General features: G+C 38.2%; 18 protein-coding genes. 17 read left to right on the top strand and 1 reads right to left on the bottom strand.

From position 1 onward, the window contains the following. The first annotated feature begins 156 nt into the window (after positions 1 to 156). On the top strand, positions 157 to 1,173 hold the full coding sequence (holA, locus tag ACP8HH_RS10540) for a DNA polymerase III subunit delta (RefSeq protein WP_438311052.1): 1,017 nt from the start codon (positions 157 to 159) through the stop codon (positions 1,171 to 1,173). 44 nt (positions 1,174 to 1,217) lie between these two features. On the opposite strand, the gene rpsT is transcribed toward holA, so the two are convergent. Beyond that, positions 1,218 to 1,469, bottom strand: a complete 252-nt coding sequence (rpsT, locus tag ACP8HH_RS10535; RefSeq protein ID WP_438311050.1) for a 30S ribosomal protein S20 — start codon at positions 1,467 to 1,469, stop codon at positions 1,218 to 1,220. 232 nt (positions 1,470 to 1,701) lie between these two features. Between rpsT and gpr the strand changes: the two genes are divergently transcribed. From gpr to ACP8HH_RS10455, 16 genes are all read left to right on the top strand, one after another. Continuing rightward, a complete protein-coding gene (gpr, locus tag ACP8HH_RS10530; RefSeq protein ID WP_438311048.1) occupies positions 1,702 to 2,754 on the top strand; it encodes a GPR endopeptidase in 1,053 nt (350 codons plus the stop codon). Between the two features lie 73 nt (positions 2,755 to 2,827). After that, on the top strand, positions 2,828 to 3,655 hold the full coding sequence (gene spoIIP, locus ACP8HH_RS10525) for a stage II sporulation protein P (protein ID WP_438311046.1): 828 nt from the start codon (positions 2,828 to 2,830) through the stop codon (positions 3,653 to 3,655). Between the two features lie 297 nt (positions 3,656 to 3,952). Beyond that, positions 3,953 to 5,776, top strand: coding sequence for a translation elongation factor 4 (gene lepA, locus ACP8HH_RS10520; RefSeq protein WP_438311044.1), 1,824 nt, complete (start codon positions 3,953 to 3,955; stop codon positions 5,774 to 5,776). Positions 5,777 to 5,857: 81 nt separating this feature from the next. Further along, positions 5,858 to 6,991 carry a radical SAM family heme chaperone HemW gene (hemW, locus tag ACP8HH_RS10515; protein ID WP_438311042.1) on the top strand — a complete coding sequence of 378 codons (1,134 nt, stop codon included), beginning with the start codon at positions 5,858 to 5,860 and terminating at the stop codon, positions 6,989 to 6,991. A 95-nt stretch (positions 6,992 to 7,086) separates the two neighbouring features. Then, positions 7,087 to 8,142 (top strand): heat-inducible transcriptional repressor HrcA, encoded by a 1,056-nt coding sequence (gene hrcA / locus ACP8HH_RS10510; RefSeq protein ID WP_438311040.1) that lies wholly within the window; start codon positions 7,087 to 7,089, stop codon positions 8,140 to 8,142. Continuing rightward, a complete protein-coding gene (gene grpE, locus ACP8HH_RS10505) occupies positions 8,142 to 8,711 on the top strand; it encodes a nucleotide exchange factor GrpE (protein ID WP_438311038.1) in 570 nt (189 codons plus the stop codon). Before hrcA ends, grpE begins: the two co-directional genes overlap by 1 nt. A gap of 45 nt (positions 8,712 to 8,756) precedes the next feature. Beyond that, positions 8,757 to 10,589 carry a molecular chaperone DnaK gene (gene dnaK / locus ACP8HH_RS10500; RefSeq protein ID WP_438311036.1) on the top strand — a complete coding sequence of 611 codons (1,833 nt, stop codon included), beginning with the start codon at positions 8,757 to 8,759 and terminating at the stop codon, positions 10,587 to 10,589. A gap of 327 nt (positions 10,590 to 10,916) precedes the next feature. Continuing rightward, positions 10,917 to 12,029, top strand: a complete 1,113-nt coding sequence (dnaJ, locus tag ACP8HH_RS10495; protein ID WP_438311033.1) for a molecular chaperone DnaJ — start codon at positions 10,917 to 10,919, stop codon at positions 12,027 to 12,029. Positions 12,030 to 12,044: 15 nt separating this feature from the next. Further along, the gene (gene prmA / locus ACP8HH_RS10490) at positions 12,045 to 12,989 is read left to right on the top strand and encodes a 50S ribosomal protein L11 methyltransferase (protein WP_438311031.1); all 945 of its coding nucleotides are present in this window, start codon (positions 12,045 to 12,047) and stop codon (positions 12,987 to 12,989) included. Positions 12,990 to 12,994: 5 nt separating this feature from the next. Beyond that, positions 12,995 to 13,735 (top strand): 16S rRNA (uracil(1498)-N(3))-methyltransferase, encoded by a 741-nt coding sequence (locus tag ACP8HH_RS10485; RefSeq protein ID WP_438319121.1) that lies wholly within the window; start codon positions 12,995 to 12,997, stop codon positions 13,733 to 13,735. 15 nt (positions 13,736 to 13,750) lie between these two features. Then, complete coding sequence (mtaB, locus tag ACP8HH_RS10480) at positions 13,751 to 15,094, top strand: tRNA (N(6)-L-threonylcarbamoyladenosine(37)-C(2))-methylthiotransferase MtaB (protein ID WP_438311029.1); 1,344 nt, start codon at positions 13,751 to 13,753, stop codon at positions 15,092 to 15,094. Between the two features lie 106 nt (positions 15,095 to 15,200). After that, positions 15,201 to 15,872 (top strand): deoxyribose-phosphate aldolase, encoded by a 672-nt coding sequence (deoC, locus tag ACP8HH_RS10475; RefSeq protein WP_438311026.1) that lies wholly within the window; start codon positions 15,201 to 15,203, stop codon positions 15,870 to 15,872. A 108-nt stretch (positions 15,873 to 15,980) separates the two neighbouring features. Next, a complete protein-coding gene (rpsU, locus tag ACP8HH_RS10470; RefSeq protein ID WP_381535180.1) occupies positions 15,981 to 16,154 on the top strand; it encodes a 30S ribosomal protein S21 in 174 nt (57 codons plus the stop codon). A gap of 283 nt (positions 16,155 to 16,437) precedes the next feature. After that, complete coding sequence (locus ACP8HH_RS10465) at positions 16,438 to 17,769, top strand: NfeD family protein (RefSeq protein ID WP_438311023.1); 1,332 nt, start codon at positions 16,438 to 16,440, stop codon at positions 17,767 to 17,769. After that, positions 17,769 to 18,764, top strand: a complete 996-nt coding sequence (floA, locus tag ACP8HH_RS10460) for a flotillin-like protein FloA (protein ID WP_438311020.1) — start codon at positions 17,769 to 17,771, stop codon at positions 18,762 to 18,764. The genes ACP8HH_RS10465 and floA overlap by 1 nt, the downstream gene beginning before the upstream one ends. Before the next feature lie 54 nt (positions 18,765 to 18,818). Beyond that, entirely contained in the window at positions 18,819 to 19,382 is a 564-nt protein-coding gene (locus tag ACP8HH_RS10455) for a hypothetical protein (RefSeq protein WP_438311017.1), read from the top strand. The last annotated feature ends 7 nt before the right edge of the window (positions 19,383 to 19,389 follow it).

Genomic DNA, 19,389 nt, shown 5'->3' with positions numbered 1-19,389 from the left:
CACCTCCTGATTCCATTTTAGTATAAGTGATATTCTGAAAAAAATCCATTGCAATCCTCTAATTATATAATTTTCAAAATAAATGTCACAATTTGTTCAAACAGTTTCATTTTCATATTGTATACTTGATATGTATTAAAAGACGAGGTGGGAAAAGTGGCGAATGCAACATGGAAAAATATTTCGGCAGGAGTAATCGAACCTGTTTATTTATTATCAGGTATTGAAGAGCATATATTTGATACGACAATTGAACGCTTAAAGAAGGCAATTCCAATTCTCGATGAAACTTCTATCGTTTATTTTGACCTTGAGGAAACGCCTATTGAAATTGTTTTGGAAGAGGCGGATACATTGCCATTTCTTGAAGACCGTAAGTTAATTATTGCACGCAATGCTTCATTTTTAACTGCACAAGACAAAGGGCGAGAGAAAGTCGTACATAATTTAGAAGTTTTTGAATCATGGCTAGGAAATCCATCGCCAACTGCAACAGTTGTATTTTTGGCTCCTTATGAAAAATTGGATGCAAGAAAACGGATAACAAAGCTTATGCAGAAGCAAACTACTGTAATTGAAGCAAAACGACTTCAAGGTAGGGATCTTACTACATGGATCCAGCATGAAGCCAAACAGAACGATTCTAAAATCTCATCTGAAATCGCTATGCTGCTCGTAGATGTGGCTGGAGATAGTCTGTTATCATTAGCTACAGAAATTGAGAAGATGGCGACATATTTGGCGGGTGAAGGGGAAATAACGAAAGAAGTAATCGAAATGCATGTTGCTCGGACGCCTGAAATGGATGTCTTTAGGCTTACGGATTCATACATAACAGGCAAGGTAGCTGATAGTGTGTCGATTTACCATGATCTTCTTAGAAATGGTGAAGAACCAATCATGCTTACATCTTTAATTTCAAGTCAAATCCGTCTGATGATACATGTTCAGTCGCTACGCAGAAAAGGATATCAACAACAACAAATTGCTAAAACGTTAAAGGTACATCCTTTTAGAGTGAAATTAATGATGGATAATAAAAAAATGCCAAATGAAGCAAGGCTTCTTATTATCCTTAATAATCTTGCAACGATTGATTATAAATTAAAATCAACAAGTGGGAAGAGAGAACGAGTATTAGAGTTATTCTTTATGCAAGGAATTAGAAACTAAAAAAACCGTCCGGAGTTCCGGACGGTTTTTTAGAATTCATAATATTAAAGTGCTTTTTTTGTAAGACGAGCTTTTTGACGTGATGCAGTATTTTTGTGGATAAGACCTTTACGTGCAGCAGAATCAGTTTCTTTAATTGCTGCTCTAAGAAGAACTGTAGCGTTTTCGTCTTTATTTTCAATTGCTAAGTCAGCTTTACGTACAGCAGTACGCATTGATGCTTTTGCATGAGAATTTTGAACGTTTTTTGCTTGGCTTTGTTTAACACGTTTAATCGCCGATTTAATGTTTGGCATTTCATTCACCTCCAATATCAGGTAAAGCAGAGTACATCTTTTCATAACAAGATTTATTTTAACAAATAAACAACTCAATAGCAAGAAATAAAAGTGGAAGTTTGTGTATGTATACGACAGATCTTAGCTTTGCCACAAATTAGTTACGTTTATGAAAAGAACATTGTTGTAAATACACAATTCTAAAGAATATATTCTTCTACAACGGACAAACTTGTATTGAGGTGATAGCATGGAGCGGTATAATTTTTACAGGACGGACTTAGTAGATGAAAGTGAAGAAATGGTTCGTCATCGAACAGACTCAGAAAAAGATACATTAAAAACAGAAGAAGGGATAAAATTTGAAGAATCCAGAATTGGGCGTATCAGACTTACAGAAGTAACAGTAAATGAAGAAGGGGAAAAAAAGATTGGTAAGTCAAAAGGGAATTACATTACGATTAGTCTCCCTACATTAACTCCAGATGATAACGACGGAATTAATGAAATGACGAGCGTCTTAATTAAAAAATTAAATGAAATGTTAACTACAGTTCCGAATGTGACGAAAAGGAAAGTGTTATTCATAGGTCTTGGAAATCGTGATATTACACCTGATGCTGTCGGACCATTAACAACGGATATTTTACGTAATATCGTACCCGATTACTATTCCGAAGGGGACAGTGAAGTTTTTGTGTACGCACCTGGAGTAACAATTCAGACAGGACTTGAAACAGCGGATTTTGTTAAAGCGATGGTATCTGAAATAAAACCGGACTTACTCATTGTAATTGACGCACTTGCTGCAAGGGATTCTTCAAGATTATGCAAAACAATACAATTGACGAATACTGGTATTCATCCAGGGTCTGGTGTGGGTAATAGTCGTAAAGAAGTTTCCATGAAAACAGTTGGAATACCTGTTTTTGCAATCGGCATTCCAACTGTTGTGGATGGTCCGGTATTAATCGCTGACGCCATCAACACAATGTTTGGTTATATAGCATCAAAGATAAGTGAATCTGATAATCCATCATCGCGTCTTGCTGTGACCCCTTGGCTCCGTTCAGAAGATAAGGATGCGGATCGATCAAAACTGAAACCTATTTTTGGGGATTGGGCTTCTTGGCCACATGAGGATCGAATACAACTTTTTGAAGAAGTATTAACGACACAAGAGTTAAATACCTTTATTTCACCAAAGGAAATCGACTCTTGGGTTACGTTATATGCCGACAATCTTGCTAGTACATTATCTGAATGGTTGAGTGAAATGAAAAGTAGCGAACATAAAATATAGAATAAAACGTTTTTTAAAAAAATTCATTGAACCGTTCTTCGATGCATATAATCGGAGAACGGAGGGATGACTAATGAAAAAGACATTGCAAATATGGGGCTCTTTAGTCCTTTTTCTCTTTTTATTTCCAGTTATTATCACCTATCTTCCTCACGCTGAACCGACTAATTCACCGAAATTAGTAAAAGAGCAAATTCAAATTGTTTATGCTGCGAACATAATTGAAGAGGTCGAACCCGAGGTAGAGAATGTACCAGATTTAGATTTGGCGCAAAAACCAGAAATAGATAAAGGTAGAGTATTGTTGTATTTCACTCATTCACACGAAGCATATCAATCAATTATCAAAGCAAAAGAAGGAAAAATCGCAGTTTCACATAAATCTGAAAACATAATGAAGTTTGGAGAAAAACTTAAGAACCAACTTGGTGTTAACGGTATTGAAACAGATATTTTACCTACAGCAGTACCACATGCAAATGCTTATAAAACGATAAGACCTTATATTGAGAATCAATTACAACAAAAAAAATATGATCTTATTATTGATTTGCATAGAGATTCGATTGGGCCAGAAAAAACTACGATCGTTCATAACGATGAAAAGTATGCCAAGGTAGCGTTTGTTATTGGAATGGAGCATCCAAATTTTGAAGTTAATCGTGCGAATGCAGTTTTATTGAAAAATGAAATGGAACTTTTAGTACCCGGTATAACAAGAAGTCTAGTAATGAAGCATGGAGCAGGCGTTGATGGGAAATACAATCAAGATCTTGCCCCTAATCTTGTTTTAATAGAGCTGGGTGGCGTTGGAAATGCGGAAGATGAACTGAATCGAACCGTTGCGGTCATTGCAAGAGCTGCATCCGAAATTATTCATAAATTAACTATAAACGAATAACATTTAGCATATGTAGAAAATAAAGTGCAATCCAATGAATATATAACCAATCAGACATATGCTTCTGATTGGTTTTTCGAATTCCTCAAACAAAAAGATTTGCTGTTTGTTAAAGTATTTTCCCTGTTTTATTGAATAAATTTGATGTCGGGTGTTTTATACAGTAATATAGAACAGTAAAACAAAAATGCAATGTGTTTTCGTAAACCTGTGTTTAAATAGGATTTAACATAAAGATACAACAAGATGGACGGTTATCTGCTATAATGCAAATAGCTTAATTAGGAGTGAAGATAGATGAATTTGGAACAAAAATTGGAACGCCAAAAGAATATTAGAAACTTTTCAATTATTGCACATATTGACCACGGGAAGTCGACGTTGGCCGATCGCATATTGGAAAAGACAAAAACATTAACTACTAGAGAAATGAGTTCACAAACATTAGATTCGATGGATTTAGAAAAAGAACGCGGAATAACGATAAAGCTAACAGCTGTTCAGTTGGTTTATACAGCGAAAGACGGTCAAGATTATACGTTCCATCTAATAGATACTCCTGGACATGTCGACTTTACATATGAGGTTTCTAGAAGTTTAGCTGCATGTGAAGGTGCGATTTTGGTTGTCGATGCTGCTCAAGGAATCGAGGCCCAGACGCTTGCAAACGTCTATCTTGCACTTGATAACAATCTTGAGATCTTGCCGGTTATTAACAAAATCGATTTGCCAGCGGCCGATCCAGAACGAGTGAAAAAAGAAATCGAAAACGTTATTGGACTTGACGCGTCTGATGCAGTGCATGCTTCAGCCAAAGCTGGAATTGGTATTGAAGATATACTAGAGCAAATAGTTGCGAAAGTTCCTGCTCCACAAGGGGATCCATCCGCACCACTCAAGGCGCTTATTTTCGATTCAATTTACGATCCTTATAAGGGAGTAATTGTTTATATTCGTATTATAGACGGGTCAATTAAACCTGGGGACGAAATTCTGATGATGGGAACGGGTAAAAAGTTTCAAGTACTTGAAACGGGTGTATTCACACCAAGACCAACGCACAGAGATGAATTGAATGTTGGTGACGTGGGATATTTATCGGCTTCCATTAAACATGTCGGGGATACTCAAGTTGGGGATACAATAACTGGAGTAATAAATCCTGCCACAGAAGCTTTAGAAGGTTACCGCAAAATGAATCCAATGGTGTTTTGTGGTTTGTATCCAATCGATACTTCCAAATACAATGATCTTCGTGAAGCACTCGAAAAGCTTGAACTTAACGATGCTGCACTTGATTATGAAGCGGAGACTTCTCAAGCACTTGGCTTCGGCTATCGTTGCGGATTCCTTGGTTTACTACACATGGAAATTATTCAAGAGCGTATCGAACGGGAATTCAAAATTGATTTGATAACAACTGCACCAAGTGTTATTTATAAAGTAATTATGACAGACGGCACTGAAATGAATGTAGATAATCCTGCAATGATGCCAGATGCACAAAAAGTACAATCTGTTGAAGAACCTTATGTGAAAGCCTCAATTATGGTGCCAAACGAATATGTTGGCTCTGTAATGGAGCTTTGTCAGAAAAAACGAGGTAACTTCATGACGATGGACTACTTGGATGCATCACGTGTCAATATCATTTATGAACTTCCACTTGCTGAAATCGTATATGATTTCTTTGATAAATTAAAATCAAGCACAAAAGGGTACGCTTCATTTGATTATGAGTTAATTGGTTATAGACCATCAAAACTTGTGAAAATGGATATTTTATTGAACAACGAACAAGTAGATGCACTAAGCTTCATTGTGCATAATGACTTCTCTTATGAACGTGGTAAGGCAATCGTTGAAAAGTTGAGAAAACTTATTCCGAGACAACAGTTTGAAGTACCTGTTCAGGCAGCAATCGGTAACAAAATTGTTGCTCGTTCAACGATTAAATCAATTGGTAAAAACGTTCTTGCCAAATGTTACGGAGGAGATATTTCCCGTAAACGAAAACTTCTTGATAAACAAAAAGAGGGTAAGAAACGTATGAAGCAAGTTGGTTCAGTAGAAGTACCTCAAGAAGCCTTTATGGCAGTTCTTAAGATGGACGAGGAATAAGGCGTTACGATTATTAATGTAAATTCGGAGAAGGGGGGCAACTATGCCTCCTTTTTTCCGTTAAGAGTGGAGGAGTACAAAATGCGAGGAATGTATATTCATATCCCGTTTTGTCATCAGATATGTCATTACTGTGATTTTAATAAAGTCTTTTTTAAAAACCAACCTGTTGATGAATACATCGAATCTATGGGCAAAGAGCTCACTTTGATGCAGGACGAGGGAATTTCATTTAAGGGAGTTGAAACAGTCTTTTTAGGCGGCGGAACTCCTACATCGTTATCAGAAAAACAACTTGATCGCCTGTTAAGTATTATTCAGGAACATGTAGATGTAAAGGCATTAAAAGAGTTTTCAACAGAAGCCAACCCTGATGAATTAACGCTCGGCAAGCTCCGCGTTTTGAAAGATGGTGGAGTCAATCGACTGAGTATCGGCGTACAATCTTTTGATTCGGAAATGTTAACAAAAATCGGAAGAACCCATAGTCCGGGTGATGCAGAACGTGTTGTTGCAGATGCTCGGAAGGTAGGATTTGAAAATATTAGCATCGATTTAATTTATGGTTTACCAGGTCAATCCAGGATGCAATGGGAAGATACACTAATAAAAGCAACAGAACTGAACCTTCCCCATTATTCAGGATACTCGCTCATTGTTGAACCGAAAACTGTGTTTTATAACTTAATGAATAAAGGTAAATTACCACTTCCAGGTGAAGATATGGAGGCTGAAATGTTCCATATGCTCATTGATCATATGGAGAAAAACGGGCGTGAGCAATATGAAATAAGTAACTTCTCTCTTCCTGGATTACAATCGATTCATAACAAAATATATTGGGAAAATGATACGTATGCTGGTGTTGGGGCCGGCGCACATGGTTACTTAATGGGTAATCGATATTCAAACATTGGACCGATTGCGAAATATATGGAAAAAGTAGACAGCGGTTTACGTCCAATACAAAATACACATATCGTAACAAATGTAGAGTCTATGGAAGAAGAATTGTTCCTTGGACTTAGAATGTCTGAAGGAGTGTCTAGTGCGCTTTTCCAAAAGAAGTTCGGAAAAGCACTGGATGAAGTGTACGGAACCACCTTAGAATCGCTAGTTCAAAGCGGACTTGTTGAACGCGTAGGTGAACGAATTAAACTTACAAAGATTGGTGTCTTCAGAGGCAATGAAGTATTTCAGCAATTCCTTAATTAAATCAAAGTCAATTTGTTGACAGTGTGGTTCATATTTGTTAAATTATCATTAGTATTAGCACTCGACGTTAATGAGTGCTAACAGGAGTGATGATTATGTTGACGAACAGACAATTACTCATTTTGCAATTGACGGTCGACGATTTCATTCAATCCGCACAACCTGTCGGATCACGACAACTTTCGAAGAAACCCGAGGCGCCATTCAGTTCGGCGACGATACGTAATGAGATGGCCGACCTTGAAGATATGGGCTATCTGGAAAAGACACATACGTCTTCGGGTAGGGTTCCTTCCGAAAAAGGGTACAGATTTTATGTCGACCATTTGTTAACACCGGAAAAGCTGAACACTGAAGACAGTAAGCAACTTCGTTCAATTTTCCAAGAAAAGATTCTTGTTACGGAGGAATTGATTCGGAAATCGGCAACAATTCTTTCGGATTTGACAAATTATACGTCAATTCTTCTAGGACCAGATTCTTCCCTTCATAAAGTGAAACGTTTTACAATTGTTCCACTTGATCAAATGACAGCTGTAGCAATAATTGTTACTGATAATGGAAGAGTTGAAAATAGGTTATTCAATGTTCCCGAGGGCTTTACGACATCTGATATTGAAAAAATGGTAAATATCTTAAATGAACGCCTAGTGGGAACGCCTCTAATCAATCTTGAGAAAATGCTTGCCAAAGAAACGAAAACGGTTCTTGAACACCATATTCATGAAGCTGGAGAATTGTTTTCTTCGTTCCAAAAAGCGATTGCAATTACACCGGAAGAAAGATTGTATTTTGGTGGAAAAATGAATATGATGAACCAGCCCGAATTTAAAGACGTCCACAAGATGAAAATGTTTTTTGAGCTCATCGACAAAGGAGCGCCTGCGACAACGTTTTTCGAAGACGACCGAATCGGTATTCAAGTTCGGATAGGCTCGGAGAATAATCATAATGCTATGGAAGAATTTAGCGTTATTACGGCGACGTATTCTGCCGGCGACAATATGACTGGCTCGATAGCTATCATAGGACCAACCCGTATGGATTATGCTCGTGTAATTAAAATGCTGGATTTAATTAGCAATGATTTGTCACGGGAATTAGGAAAACTGATAATCGGTGGCGGAACAGCTAGGAGGAACGACTACTAATGGAAAAGAATAGTGAAGTAGTTAATGAAGATGTTGTAGTTGAAAATTTAAATGAAGAATTGGAAAATGAAATCGTTTCTGATGAAACAATAAGTGAAGAGACAAATATCTCTGAAGACGGAGATATTGTAAAGGAATTCACTGTAAAACTTCAAGAAGAAGAGAACAAGCGACTTAGACTTCTTGCGGATTACGAAAATTTCAAAAGAAGAGTGAATCTTGATAAAGAGGCTCTTCAGAAATATCGCTCACAAAATATCTTAACGAACTTACTCCCTGTACTTGATAATTTCTCGCGGGCACTCAGCCTTGAGGCTAAATCTGAAGAAGTAAGTTCTATGATGACGGGTATGGAAATGATTTATCGCACACTCTTAGACGCATTAGAGGCAGAAGGACTTGTTGAAATTGAAGCAGAAGACAAGGACTTTGATCCGAACTTCCATCAAGCAATTATGACGGAAAATGATCCGGACAAGCCATCTGGTTCAGTTCTTGAAGAACTGCAAAAAGGGTATATGTTAAAAGATCGTGTTTTACGGCCATCAATGGTCAAAGTAAATGAATAAATAATAAACATAAATTTATGATATTTCCATAGGAGGAATTTGATTATGAGTAAAATTATTGGTATCGACTTAGGAACAACAAACTCAGTAGTAGCGGTATATGAAGGCGGAGAGCCAAAAGTAATTCCAAATCCGGAAGGCAATCGTACAACACCATCTGTCGTTTCGTTTAAAAATGGGGAACGTCAAGTTGGTGAAGTAGCGAAGCGTCAATCGATTACCAACCCGAATACGATTATGTCTGTTAAACGCCAAATGGGCTCAGATTATAAAGTGAAAGCTGAAGACACAGAATATACTCCACAAGAGGTTTCGGCAATGATTCTTCAGTACATGAAGAATTATGCAGAAGAATATCTTGGTGAAAAAGTAACAAAAGCTGTTATTACAGTTCCTGCTTACTTTAGTGATGCACAGCGTCAAGCTACACAAGATGCAGGAAGAATTGCTGGACTTGAAGTAGAGCGGATTATTAACGAGCCTACGGCAGCTGCACTTGCTTACGGTCTTGATAAAATGGATGAGGATCAGACGATTCTTGTTTATGACCTTGGTGGTGGAACATTTGACGTATCGATCCTTGAATTAGGAGACGGCGTATTCCAAGTATTATCAACTGCCGGAGATAACAAACTAGGTGGAGACGATTTTGACGATGTCATTATCGACTATCTTGTTGGTGAATTCCGTAAAGAAAACGCAATTGACCTTTCTAAAGATAAAATGGCAATGCAAAGATTGAAAGACGGTGCTGAAAAAGCGAAAAAAGATCTTTCTGGTGTTACATCAGCACAAATCTCATTACCATTTATTACAGCTGGAGATTCAGGTCCACTTCACTTAGAAATAACACTTACTCGTGCGAAATTTGATGAACTAACTGCACATCTTGTTGAACGTTCAATGGTTCCAACTCGACAAGCTCTAAAAGATGCAGATCTTACAGCGGCAGAAATTGACCGCGTAATCTTAGTTGGAGGATCAACTCGTATTCCGGCTGTACAAGAAGCAATCCAAAAAGAAACTGGAAAAGAGCCTTATAAAGGTGTTAACCCTGATGAAGTTGTTGCATTAGGTGCAGCAGTTCAAGGTTCAATTCTTAGCGGAGATGTTACGGATGTTGTACTTCTAGACGTTACTCCACTTTCACTTGGTATTGAAACGATGGGGAATGTATTTACAAAATTGATAGAGCGCAATACGACAATTCCAACAAGTAAATCACAAGTGTTCTCGACAGCTGCAGACAACCAACCTGCTGTAGATATTCATGTACTTCAAGGTGAGCGTCCAATGTCTAGCGATAACAAAACACTTGGCCGTTTCCAATTGACGGATATTCCACCAGCTCAACGTGGTGTTCCTCAAATTGAAGTAACATTTGATATCGATAAAAACGGTATTGTAACAGTTAAAGCGAAAGACCTTGGTACACAAAAAGAACATAATATTACAATTCAAGCAAGTTCTTCACTAACTGATGAAGATATCGAGCGCATGGTTAAAGAAGCGGAAGAGAATGCTGAAGCCGATAAAACGCGTAAAGAGGAAGCAGATTTGAAAAATGATGCTGACCAGTTAGTATTTATGGCTGAAAAAACAGTTAAGGAACTTGAAGGAAAAGTTTCTGAAGACGAAGTTAAGCAAGTTGAAGAAGCAAAAGAAGAGTTGAAAACTGCTTTGGAAGCAGCAGATTTTACAGAAATTCGTGCGAAGAAAGATAAGCTTGAAGAACTTGTTCAGCAAATGTCTGTAAAGTTATATGAGCAAGCTGCTGCAGAAGCTGAGGCGGCACAAGGTTCAGAAGCCGCTGAAACGGCAGAAGATGATGATATTGTCGACGCTGATTTTGAAGAAGTCGACGAAGATAAAAAGTAAGTATAAAAAGTATTTCATAGCGATGTAAGAATAGTGAATTTGCGTATGCTTTAGATAGCACTGCCAAAGGGTTATGCGGTTTGAGTAATTAATGTAGATGTCGTTTTGAATGAAGTTGTTTATTCGCAAATCGTTAAAACAAACTGCATGACCTGTTAAACTCAGGCCCTTGGCTTTCTCTATTCCTACGCTTTTATTGAATAGTTGTATAAGAGTTGACGGAAAGGTCAAAGTCCGATATTCCGGCTTTGGCCTTTCCTTTTTTAACAATAAATGATTCTGCATGGTACAATAGTCAACATGTAAATGTTTTGGGAGAGTGAAGTAATGAGTAAACGTGATTTTTATGAAGTGCTTGGATTAACAAAATCAGCAACAAAAGATGAGATTCGAAAATCCTATAGGTCTTTATCAAAAAAATATCATCCTGATTTAAACAAAGCCGATGATGCTGTTGAGAAATTTAAAGAAGTTACTACAGCGTATGAAACATTAAGCGATGAGACTAAGAAAGCGAACTATGATAGGTTCGGACACACAGATCCCAATCAAGGGTTTGGCGGTGGCGGAGCAGATAACTTTGGATTTGAAGATATATTTAGTACGTTTTTTGGTGGAAATACACGCCGGCGTGATCCAAATGCCCCTAGAAAAGGGAGCGATTTACAATACACGATGACGATTGATTTCATGGAAGCTGTTTTCGGGAAAGAAACTGAAATTGAAGTACCTAAAGATGAAACATGTGATACTTGTAAGGGTAGTGGTGCGAAAAAAGGAACTTCACCTACAACATGTAGACATTGTAGCGGTACTGGTGAAATTAGCGTAACTCAAGATACGCCATTAGGTAGGATGGTAAATCGTAGAGCATGTAATCATTGTCAAGGAACAGGTAAAATTATTCCGGAAAAATGTACAACATGTCACGGTGAAGGAACAGTTACGAAGCGTAAAAAAATCAAAGTCACAATTCCTGAAGGTGTCGATGATGGGCAACAATTACGTGTATCGGGTCAAGGAGAACCAGGCGTTAACGGTGGTCCAGCAGGTGACTTGTACATCGTATTCCGAGTAAAAGCGCATGAGCGATTTATTCGTGAAGAGGATGACATTTACCTCGAGCTCGGACTTTCTTATCCACAAGCAGCACTTGGCGATGAAATTGAAGTTCCAACGGTTCAAGGAGCGGTCAAGTTGAAAATTCCTGCCGGTACACAAACGGGAACGAGATTCCGTCTTAAAGGCAAAGGTGTTAAAAATGTGCACGGACGTGGAATAGGTGACCAACATGTGGTTGTTAAAATTATTACACCGAAAAAAATGTCTGAAAAACAAAAAGAACTTATGCGTGAATTTGCCGCCATCAGTGGCAATTCACCAGAAGAATATTCAAGTTCATTATTTGATAAAATAAGACGTACTATAAAAGGTGACTGAAGGAGCTGACTCAACTTGAAGTGGTCCGAAATTGCTATCCATACAACGCATGAAGCTACTGAAGCTGTAGCAAACATTTTACATGAATCTGGTGCAAGCGGAGTTATCATAGAGGACTCAGACGAACCTGATCTAATTCATGAAGACCGCTTTGGTGAAATTTATGAACTCGATAAAAATGATTTTCCGAATGAAGGAGTAATAGTCAAAGCCTATTTGCCGATTAATAGCTTCTTAATTGAGACGATGACTGAAATTGAGCATTCGATTGGAAAATTAGCGAGTTTTGGACTTGACGTAGGGGCAAACAGCATTCAAACAAATGAAGTTGATGATGAAGACTGGGCAACTGCTTGGAAGAAGTATTATCACCCGGTTAAGATTTCAGGGCGTTTTACGATCGTACCTACTTGGGAAGAATACGAACCTGTTGAGTCCGACGAGTTAATTATTGAGCTAGATCCAGGGATGGCTTTTGGAACGGGTACGCATCCAACAACCGTCATGTGTATGCAGGCGTTGGAAAAGTATGTTCAGCCAGCTGATATTGTTGTTGATGTCGGTACGGGCTCTGGGGTGCTTTCGATTGGTGCTGCACTTTTAGGAGCATCTAGTGTCCAAGCTCTTGATTTAGATTATGTTGCAGTAGTTGCGGCAAAAGAAAATGTTGAATTGAATAAAGTTGAGTCAATTGTGAAAGTTACCCATGGTAATCTTTTGGAATCCGTCCATATTCAGCCGAACGTTATAATTGCAAATATATTGGCTGAAGTTATTATTAGTTTTTCAGAAGATGCATATACTTTATTGCCAAAAGACGGGCTTTTCATAGTTTCGGGAATAATTGGGCAAAAAAGGGATTTAGTAAAATCGGATCTTGTGAGTAAAGGGTTTGAAATTATTGAATCTGTATTAATGGAAGACTGGATTGCAATTGTTGCCCGGAAAAGGGATGTGTGACGATAGTGCAACGCTACTTTCTTGAAGAACCGTTTGACGAAAACGGTAAAACGGTAATAGGAAAAGATGACAGCAAACATATCGTACGAGTAATGCGTATGAATGTAGGCGACCAAATTATTGCGGTTCATAGTGGGGTTGCTTTTACTGCTGCGATTCGTGCATTAGGTGAGGATACAGTTTTCATACAACGTGAAAATGAACCACTCCCTTCAAATGAAATGCCTGTACATGTAACAATTGCATGTGGACTTCCAAAAGGCGATAAATTAGATTTAATTGTACAAAAAGGCACAGAGCTAGGAATGAGTGCACTCATTCCTTTTAAAGCAGAAAGATCCGTCGTCAAATGGGATGAAAAACGCGGACAAAAAAAGATTGAACGACTACAGAAGATTGCAAAAGAAGCTGCGGAGCAATGTCATCGTTCAAACATCCCTAGTATTGAAAATCCGTTTACATTAACCCAGCTACTCGAAGTCGCAAATAACTATGATGTATTGCTAATTGCTGACGAAGAAGATGCGAAGAAAGACGAACGAAATCGCATTGCTGACCGATTGAAAACGATAAAAGCAAGTCAAAATATTCTTGTGATTTTTGGACCAGAAGGTGGACTTTCAAGAACTGAAGCGAATGCATTTTTAGCAAAAGGTTTTCTTTCCACCTCTCTTGGACCACGTATTCTAAGAACGGAAACAGCTCCACTCTTTTTATTATCTGCAATGTCTTGCGAATTTGAATGAAGGAGGTGAGCAGCCATGTCTTCAGTTGCGTTTCACACGCTGGGCTGCAAAGTAAATCATTATGAAACCGAGGCAATATGGCAATTATTTAAAGATGCTGATTACAATCGTGAAGATTTTGAAAAAAAATCGGATGTCTATGTTATTAATACTTGCACAGTAACAAATACGGGCGATAAAAAAAGCAGACAAGTTATTCGCCGTGCGATTCGTAATAATCCGGATGCGGTAATTTGTGTGACTGGTTGTTATGCACAAACGTCTCCAGCAGAAATTATGGCGATACCTGGTGTAGATATTGTCGTGGGTACATCAGACCGTACAAAACTAATTGGGCTGATTGATGAATTCCGAACAGAGCGTAAGCCTATCAATGCTGTTGGTAATATTATGAAAAATAGAGTATATGAAGAATTAGATGTACCTACATTTACGGATCGAACACGTGCTTCTTTGAAAATTCAAGAAGGATGCAATAATTTCTGTACATTTTGCATTATTCCTTGGGCCCGTGGATTAATGAGGTCACGCAATCCAAAAGAAGTGATACGTCAAGCACAGCAATTAGTAGACGCGGGATATCTTGAAATCGTTCTAACCGGTATTCATACAGGTGGTTATGGGGAAGATTTGAAAGATTATAATCTTGCTCGTTTATTACGTGATCTTGAAACTAAAGTTAAAGGGTTAAAACGTCTTCGAATAAGCTCAATTGAGGCAAGCCAATTAACTGATGAAGTCATAGATGTGCTGAAAAATTCATCAATTGTTGTTCGTCATCTTCATATTCCGATACAATCAGGTTCAGATTCAGTGCTCAAGCGCATGCGAAGAAAGTATACGATGGAGTTTTTTGCAGAACGACTGGATCGCTTGCGTGAAGCATTACCACAGTTAGCAATCACATCAGATGTGATTGTAGGGTTTCCAGGCGAAACAGAAGAAGAGTTTATGGATACATACAATTTTATCCGTGATCACCGTTTTTCTGAATTGCATGTTTTTCCTTATTCAAAACGAACTGGGACACCTGCGGCTCGAATGGAAAATCAAGTAGATGAAAATGTGAAAAACAATCGTGTTCATAGATTGATTGAATTGAATGATCAATTGGCAAAAGAATATGCAACCTTATTTGATGGGGAAGTATTGGAAGTCATTCCGGAGGAGAAGTACAAACTTGATAAAGACAGTGGGCTTTATGAGGGATATACAGATAATTATTTGAAGGTCTATTTCCAAGCCGATGAGTCGATGATTGGTAAAATCGTGCGCGTCAAACTAACAAAAGCTGGTTATCCATATAGTGAAGGTAAGTATGTTAGAGTACTTGATGACCAGGAAATAGTACTTGTCTAATCGCGTGAGCTGTGTTCCTACATCAGGAATACAGCTTTTTTAGTGCAGTCTTTGTACAATCTTGTTATGATTAAAATAGTACGAACAATTACAGGGAGGTATTCTTTTGAATACAAATATAGCGAAATATATTGATCATACATTATTAAAAGCAGATGCGAAGAAAAATGAGATTGAAAATCTATGTGCTGAAGCACGTATGTATTCATTTGCATCCGTTTGTGTGAATCCTACATGGGTGAAAACGGCTGCAGATGCACTAGAGGGTTCAACAGTTAAAGTATGTACCGTAATCGGATTTCCTCTTGGTGCTACAACTACTGAGGTAAAAGCATTTGAAACTGAAAATGCGATTCAAAATGGTGCCGAAGAAATTGACATGGTAATTAATATGGGTGCACTTCAAGATGGTAATGATGAGCTTGTGAAACAGGATATTTCTGCAGTTGTGAATGCGGCAAAGGGCAAAGCAATCGTAAAAGTTATTATTGAAACATCCCTTCTAACGGATGCAGAAAAAAGAACAGCATGTGAATTAGCTGTTGTTTCTGGTGCCGACTTTGTTAAAACTTCCACCGGTTTTTCAACTGGAGGGGCAACCGAAGAAGATGTTAAATTAATGAGAGCTATAGTTGGACCTGTTATGGGAGTGAAAGCCTCTGGCGGTGTAAGAAGTCTTGAAGACGTACACAACATGCTTAGTTCAGGTGCTACCAGGATCGGTGCAAGTTCAGGCGCACAGATTATGAAAGGTTTAACATCTGAATCAGATTATTAATTAATTACAAGAATTATATTGACCATATATTAATTGTGAGGTATAATGTTTAAGTACATGGCACTAGGCCATGGACACGAAGTGTGTTCGGAGGGAGGGACAAGAGATATGTCGAAAACAGTTGTTCGTAAAAACGAATCGCTTGAAGATGCTCTTCGACGCTTCAAACGTGATGTTTCCAAAAGCGGAAAAATTCGCGATTCAAGAAAGAAAGAGTATTATGAAAAGCCGAGTGTTAAACGTAAATTAAAGTCTGAGGCTGCAAGAAAACGTAAATTCTAATCTACCGTAATAGCATTGCTATTTACTTTGGATTCGCCTTATATTTTCAAAACGAATTTTAAAAACCGGAGGGTCCTTTTTTGGATACTTCGGTTTATTTTGATATTATAGAAACAACTCATAAGATTTATTGTTCAATTTAGTCTGTTCTTAAAATAAAATAGTTTTATTTTGTAGAGCTATTTAATTTGGTAGTTAAAAAAGTTTCGCTTAAAGTGAAACTTCTACCCTTTTTAAACGTATAAAGAATACAATTGAATATAAGGAGAGAGGTGAAATACAAATGATAAAAATAATTAGAAGGATGCTCCTGTTCATTCTGTTTGTAACCGCTGTTACACTACCGTTTATCGAAACGGGTGCAAATGCGACAAAAGTATATAGAGTGCCAGTTACAGATGAAGTTGAAAAGGGACTAAAGGCCTTTTTACAACGATCATTTAATGAAGCAGAAGAAGCTGGTGCAAAAGCGATCTATCTTGATATCGACACACCTGGAGGTTTTGTGGACGCTGCACAGGATATTGCGAAAATCTTAAATGGTACTGAATTACCAGTATTCGCTTTCATTAATAATCGTGCACTTTCCGCTGGAGCTTTCTTAGCGCTCTATGCAGACGCAATTTATATGACGCCGAGTGCTACAATGGGTGCAGCACAAGTGATTGAATCTACCGGTAATGCTGCAAGCGATAAGGCGGATAGTGCGTGGCTCGCCGCTATGAAATCCGCAGCTGAATCGTCGGGCAAAGATGTGATATATGCTCTCGCGATGGCAGATCCCTCAATCAATCTACCAGACTTGGATGCGGGTAAAGGAAAACTTCTGACACTTACTGCAAGTGGAGCAAAATCGGTTGGGTATAGTAAACAAACGGTTTCATCATTTGAGGAATTATTAAAAGTAACTGGTTATGAAAACGCACAAGTAGTTTCTACATCTGAAACGTTTACTGAACGAATTGCTCGATTTATTACGAGTCCAATTGTTGTTCCAATACTTTTATCCATCGCTGGGCTTGGTCTTGTGGTAGAATTGTATTCACCAGGGTTCGGCGTTCCAGGAACAATGGCAATAACATCTTTAATGCTCTTTTTTTATGGACACCTTGTCGCAGGACTTGCGGGATATGAATCAATAATTCTTTTTGTATTAGGAATTGGGTTGGTCGTCGCGGAGTTTTTCCTTCCAGGTGGTATTGCGGGGATTTTAGGGTCGTTCGCAATCATCGGTAGTATCATTATGGCAGGTGGCAATCCAATGCATATGGCTGTTTCTGTCCTTATCGCACTTGTCATCGCTCTGACAGGGATGGTGATTATTATGAAATTTTTCGGTAAAAAGTTACACTTATTAAACAAAGTAGTACTAATGGATTCGACGGATACGGAGAGTGGATACGTTTCCAATATTAACCGTACCGAGCTTCTCAATCGAATTGCAAAAACGTCGACACCACTAAGGCCTGCGGGCACAATAGAGTTAGACGGTGAACGTATCGATGTAGTTTCTGATGGAAGTTACATTGACCGGGGTAAAAGTGTTATCATTGTAAAGGTTGAAGGTTCTCGTATTGTTGTCAGAGAACCAGAAGAGAAGGGGGAAATTAAATAATGGTATTTGATGCGGCTTTAGTAACAACACTTGCAATAATCTTTGTTGTAATACTCGTTTTATCAGTATTTTTCACACTTGTTCCCGTAGCACTTTGGATTTCCGCAATGGCGGCTGGAGTTCGGGTAAGTATTTTCACACTTATTGGGATGAGATTACGTCGAGTTATCCCGAATCGAATTGTAATACCACTTATTAAAGCACATAAAGCAGGTTTGGATATTTCTATTAACCAGCTAGAGAGTCACTATCTTGCTGGTGGTAACGTAGACCGTGTCGTCAATGCACTTATTGCTGCACACCGTGCTAACATCGAACTGACATTTGAACGGGCGGCTGCAATTGATTTAGCAGGTCGTGACGTATTAGAAGCGGTTCAGATGTCTGTAAATCCTAAAGTAATTGAAACACCTTTCATCGCAGGTGTTGCGATGAACGGAATTGAAGTAAAAGCAAAAGCAAGAATTACAGTTCGTGCCAATATTGATCGTCTCGTTGGTGGTGCGGGTGAAGAAACAATAATTGCTCGTGTTGGTGAAGGAATCATTTCTACAATTGGTTCTTCTGCAAACCATGCAAAAGTACTTGAGCATCCGGATATGATTTCACAAACAGTACTATCTAAAGGTCTTGACTCGGGTACTGCCTTTGAAATACTTTCGATTGATATTGCAGATGTTGATATCGGTGAAAACATCGGTGCAAATCTTCAAACTGAACAAGCTGAAGCAGATAAGAACATTGCCCAGGCAAAAGCAGAAGAGCGCCGCGCAATGGCAGTTGCTAGAGAACAAGAAATGATTGCACAAGTTCAAGAGATGCGTGCTAAAGTTGTACTTGCTGAAGCTGAAGTTCCATTAGCGATGGCTGATGCACTGCGTTCAGGTAATATCGGAGTTATGGATTATATGAACTATAAAAACGTACAAGCTGATACTTTAATGCGCGATTCGATTAGCAAAGTAAGTAACGACAAAGATGATTCTAGTATCTAATAAAACAGTTTCAATATTCCTATGAAACAAATTCCCGGAAAGGGGATGTACTAAATGCAAATTGAACAATTAATTCCGCTAATTATCATTTTGCTTGCAAGTGCGCTTTTCGGCAAAAAGAAGAAAAAAGGATCTGATCCACAACAAACGAATCCTTCTACTAAACAGAGCCAACAAAGCGGACCAATAAGAAAGATTAAAGAAATGTCAAAAGAAATGTATGAAGAAATTCAAAGAGAAATAAAAGAAGATCCTAGAACAACTGTAAATCCTAGAGCACAAGAAATTCGTAAAACGCAGGAAAATCCTAGGGTACAAGAAGTTCAAAGGGTTCAAGAAAAACCTAGAACACAAGAAAGAAAAAGAACATCAAATAGGGTTCCGACTAGAAACCCTATTGAAACAAGTGTTAAACCTTTTAATGTAACTATACCTACAGAAGTTTCTCGGAAGAAAACACCGAAAGAGAGACCAAATCGTAGAAAAGTTGCAACTCGTAAAACATCAGAAAAAGAGCAACTATTGACAACAGGTAGCATTGTTCCGAAAAACAAAAATGACCTTATTAAAGGCATTATTTTCTCTGAAATATACGGCCCGCCAATTTCAAAACGATAATCATTGA

This window comes from Sporosarcina sp. FA9, from assembly GCF_051550205.1.
In the GTDB taxonomy this organism is placed as follows: domain Bacteria; phylum Bacillota; class Bacilli; order Bacillales_A; family Planococcaceae; genus Sporosarcina.
The sequence above is the reverse complement of the archived record's forward strand: the minus strand, read 5'-3'. Positions and strand labels throughout refer to the sequence as shown.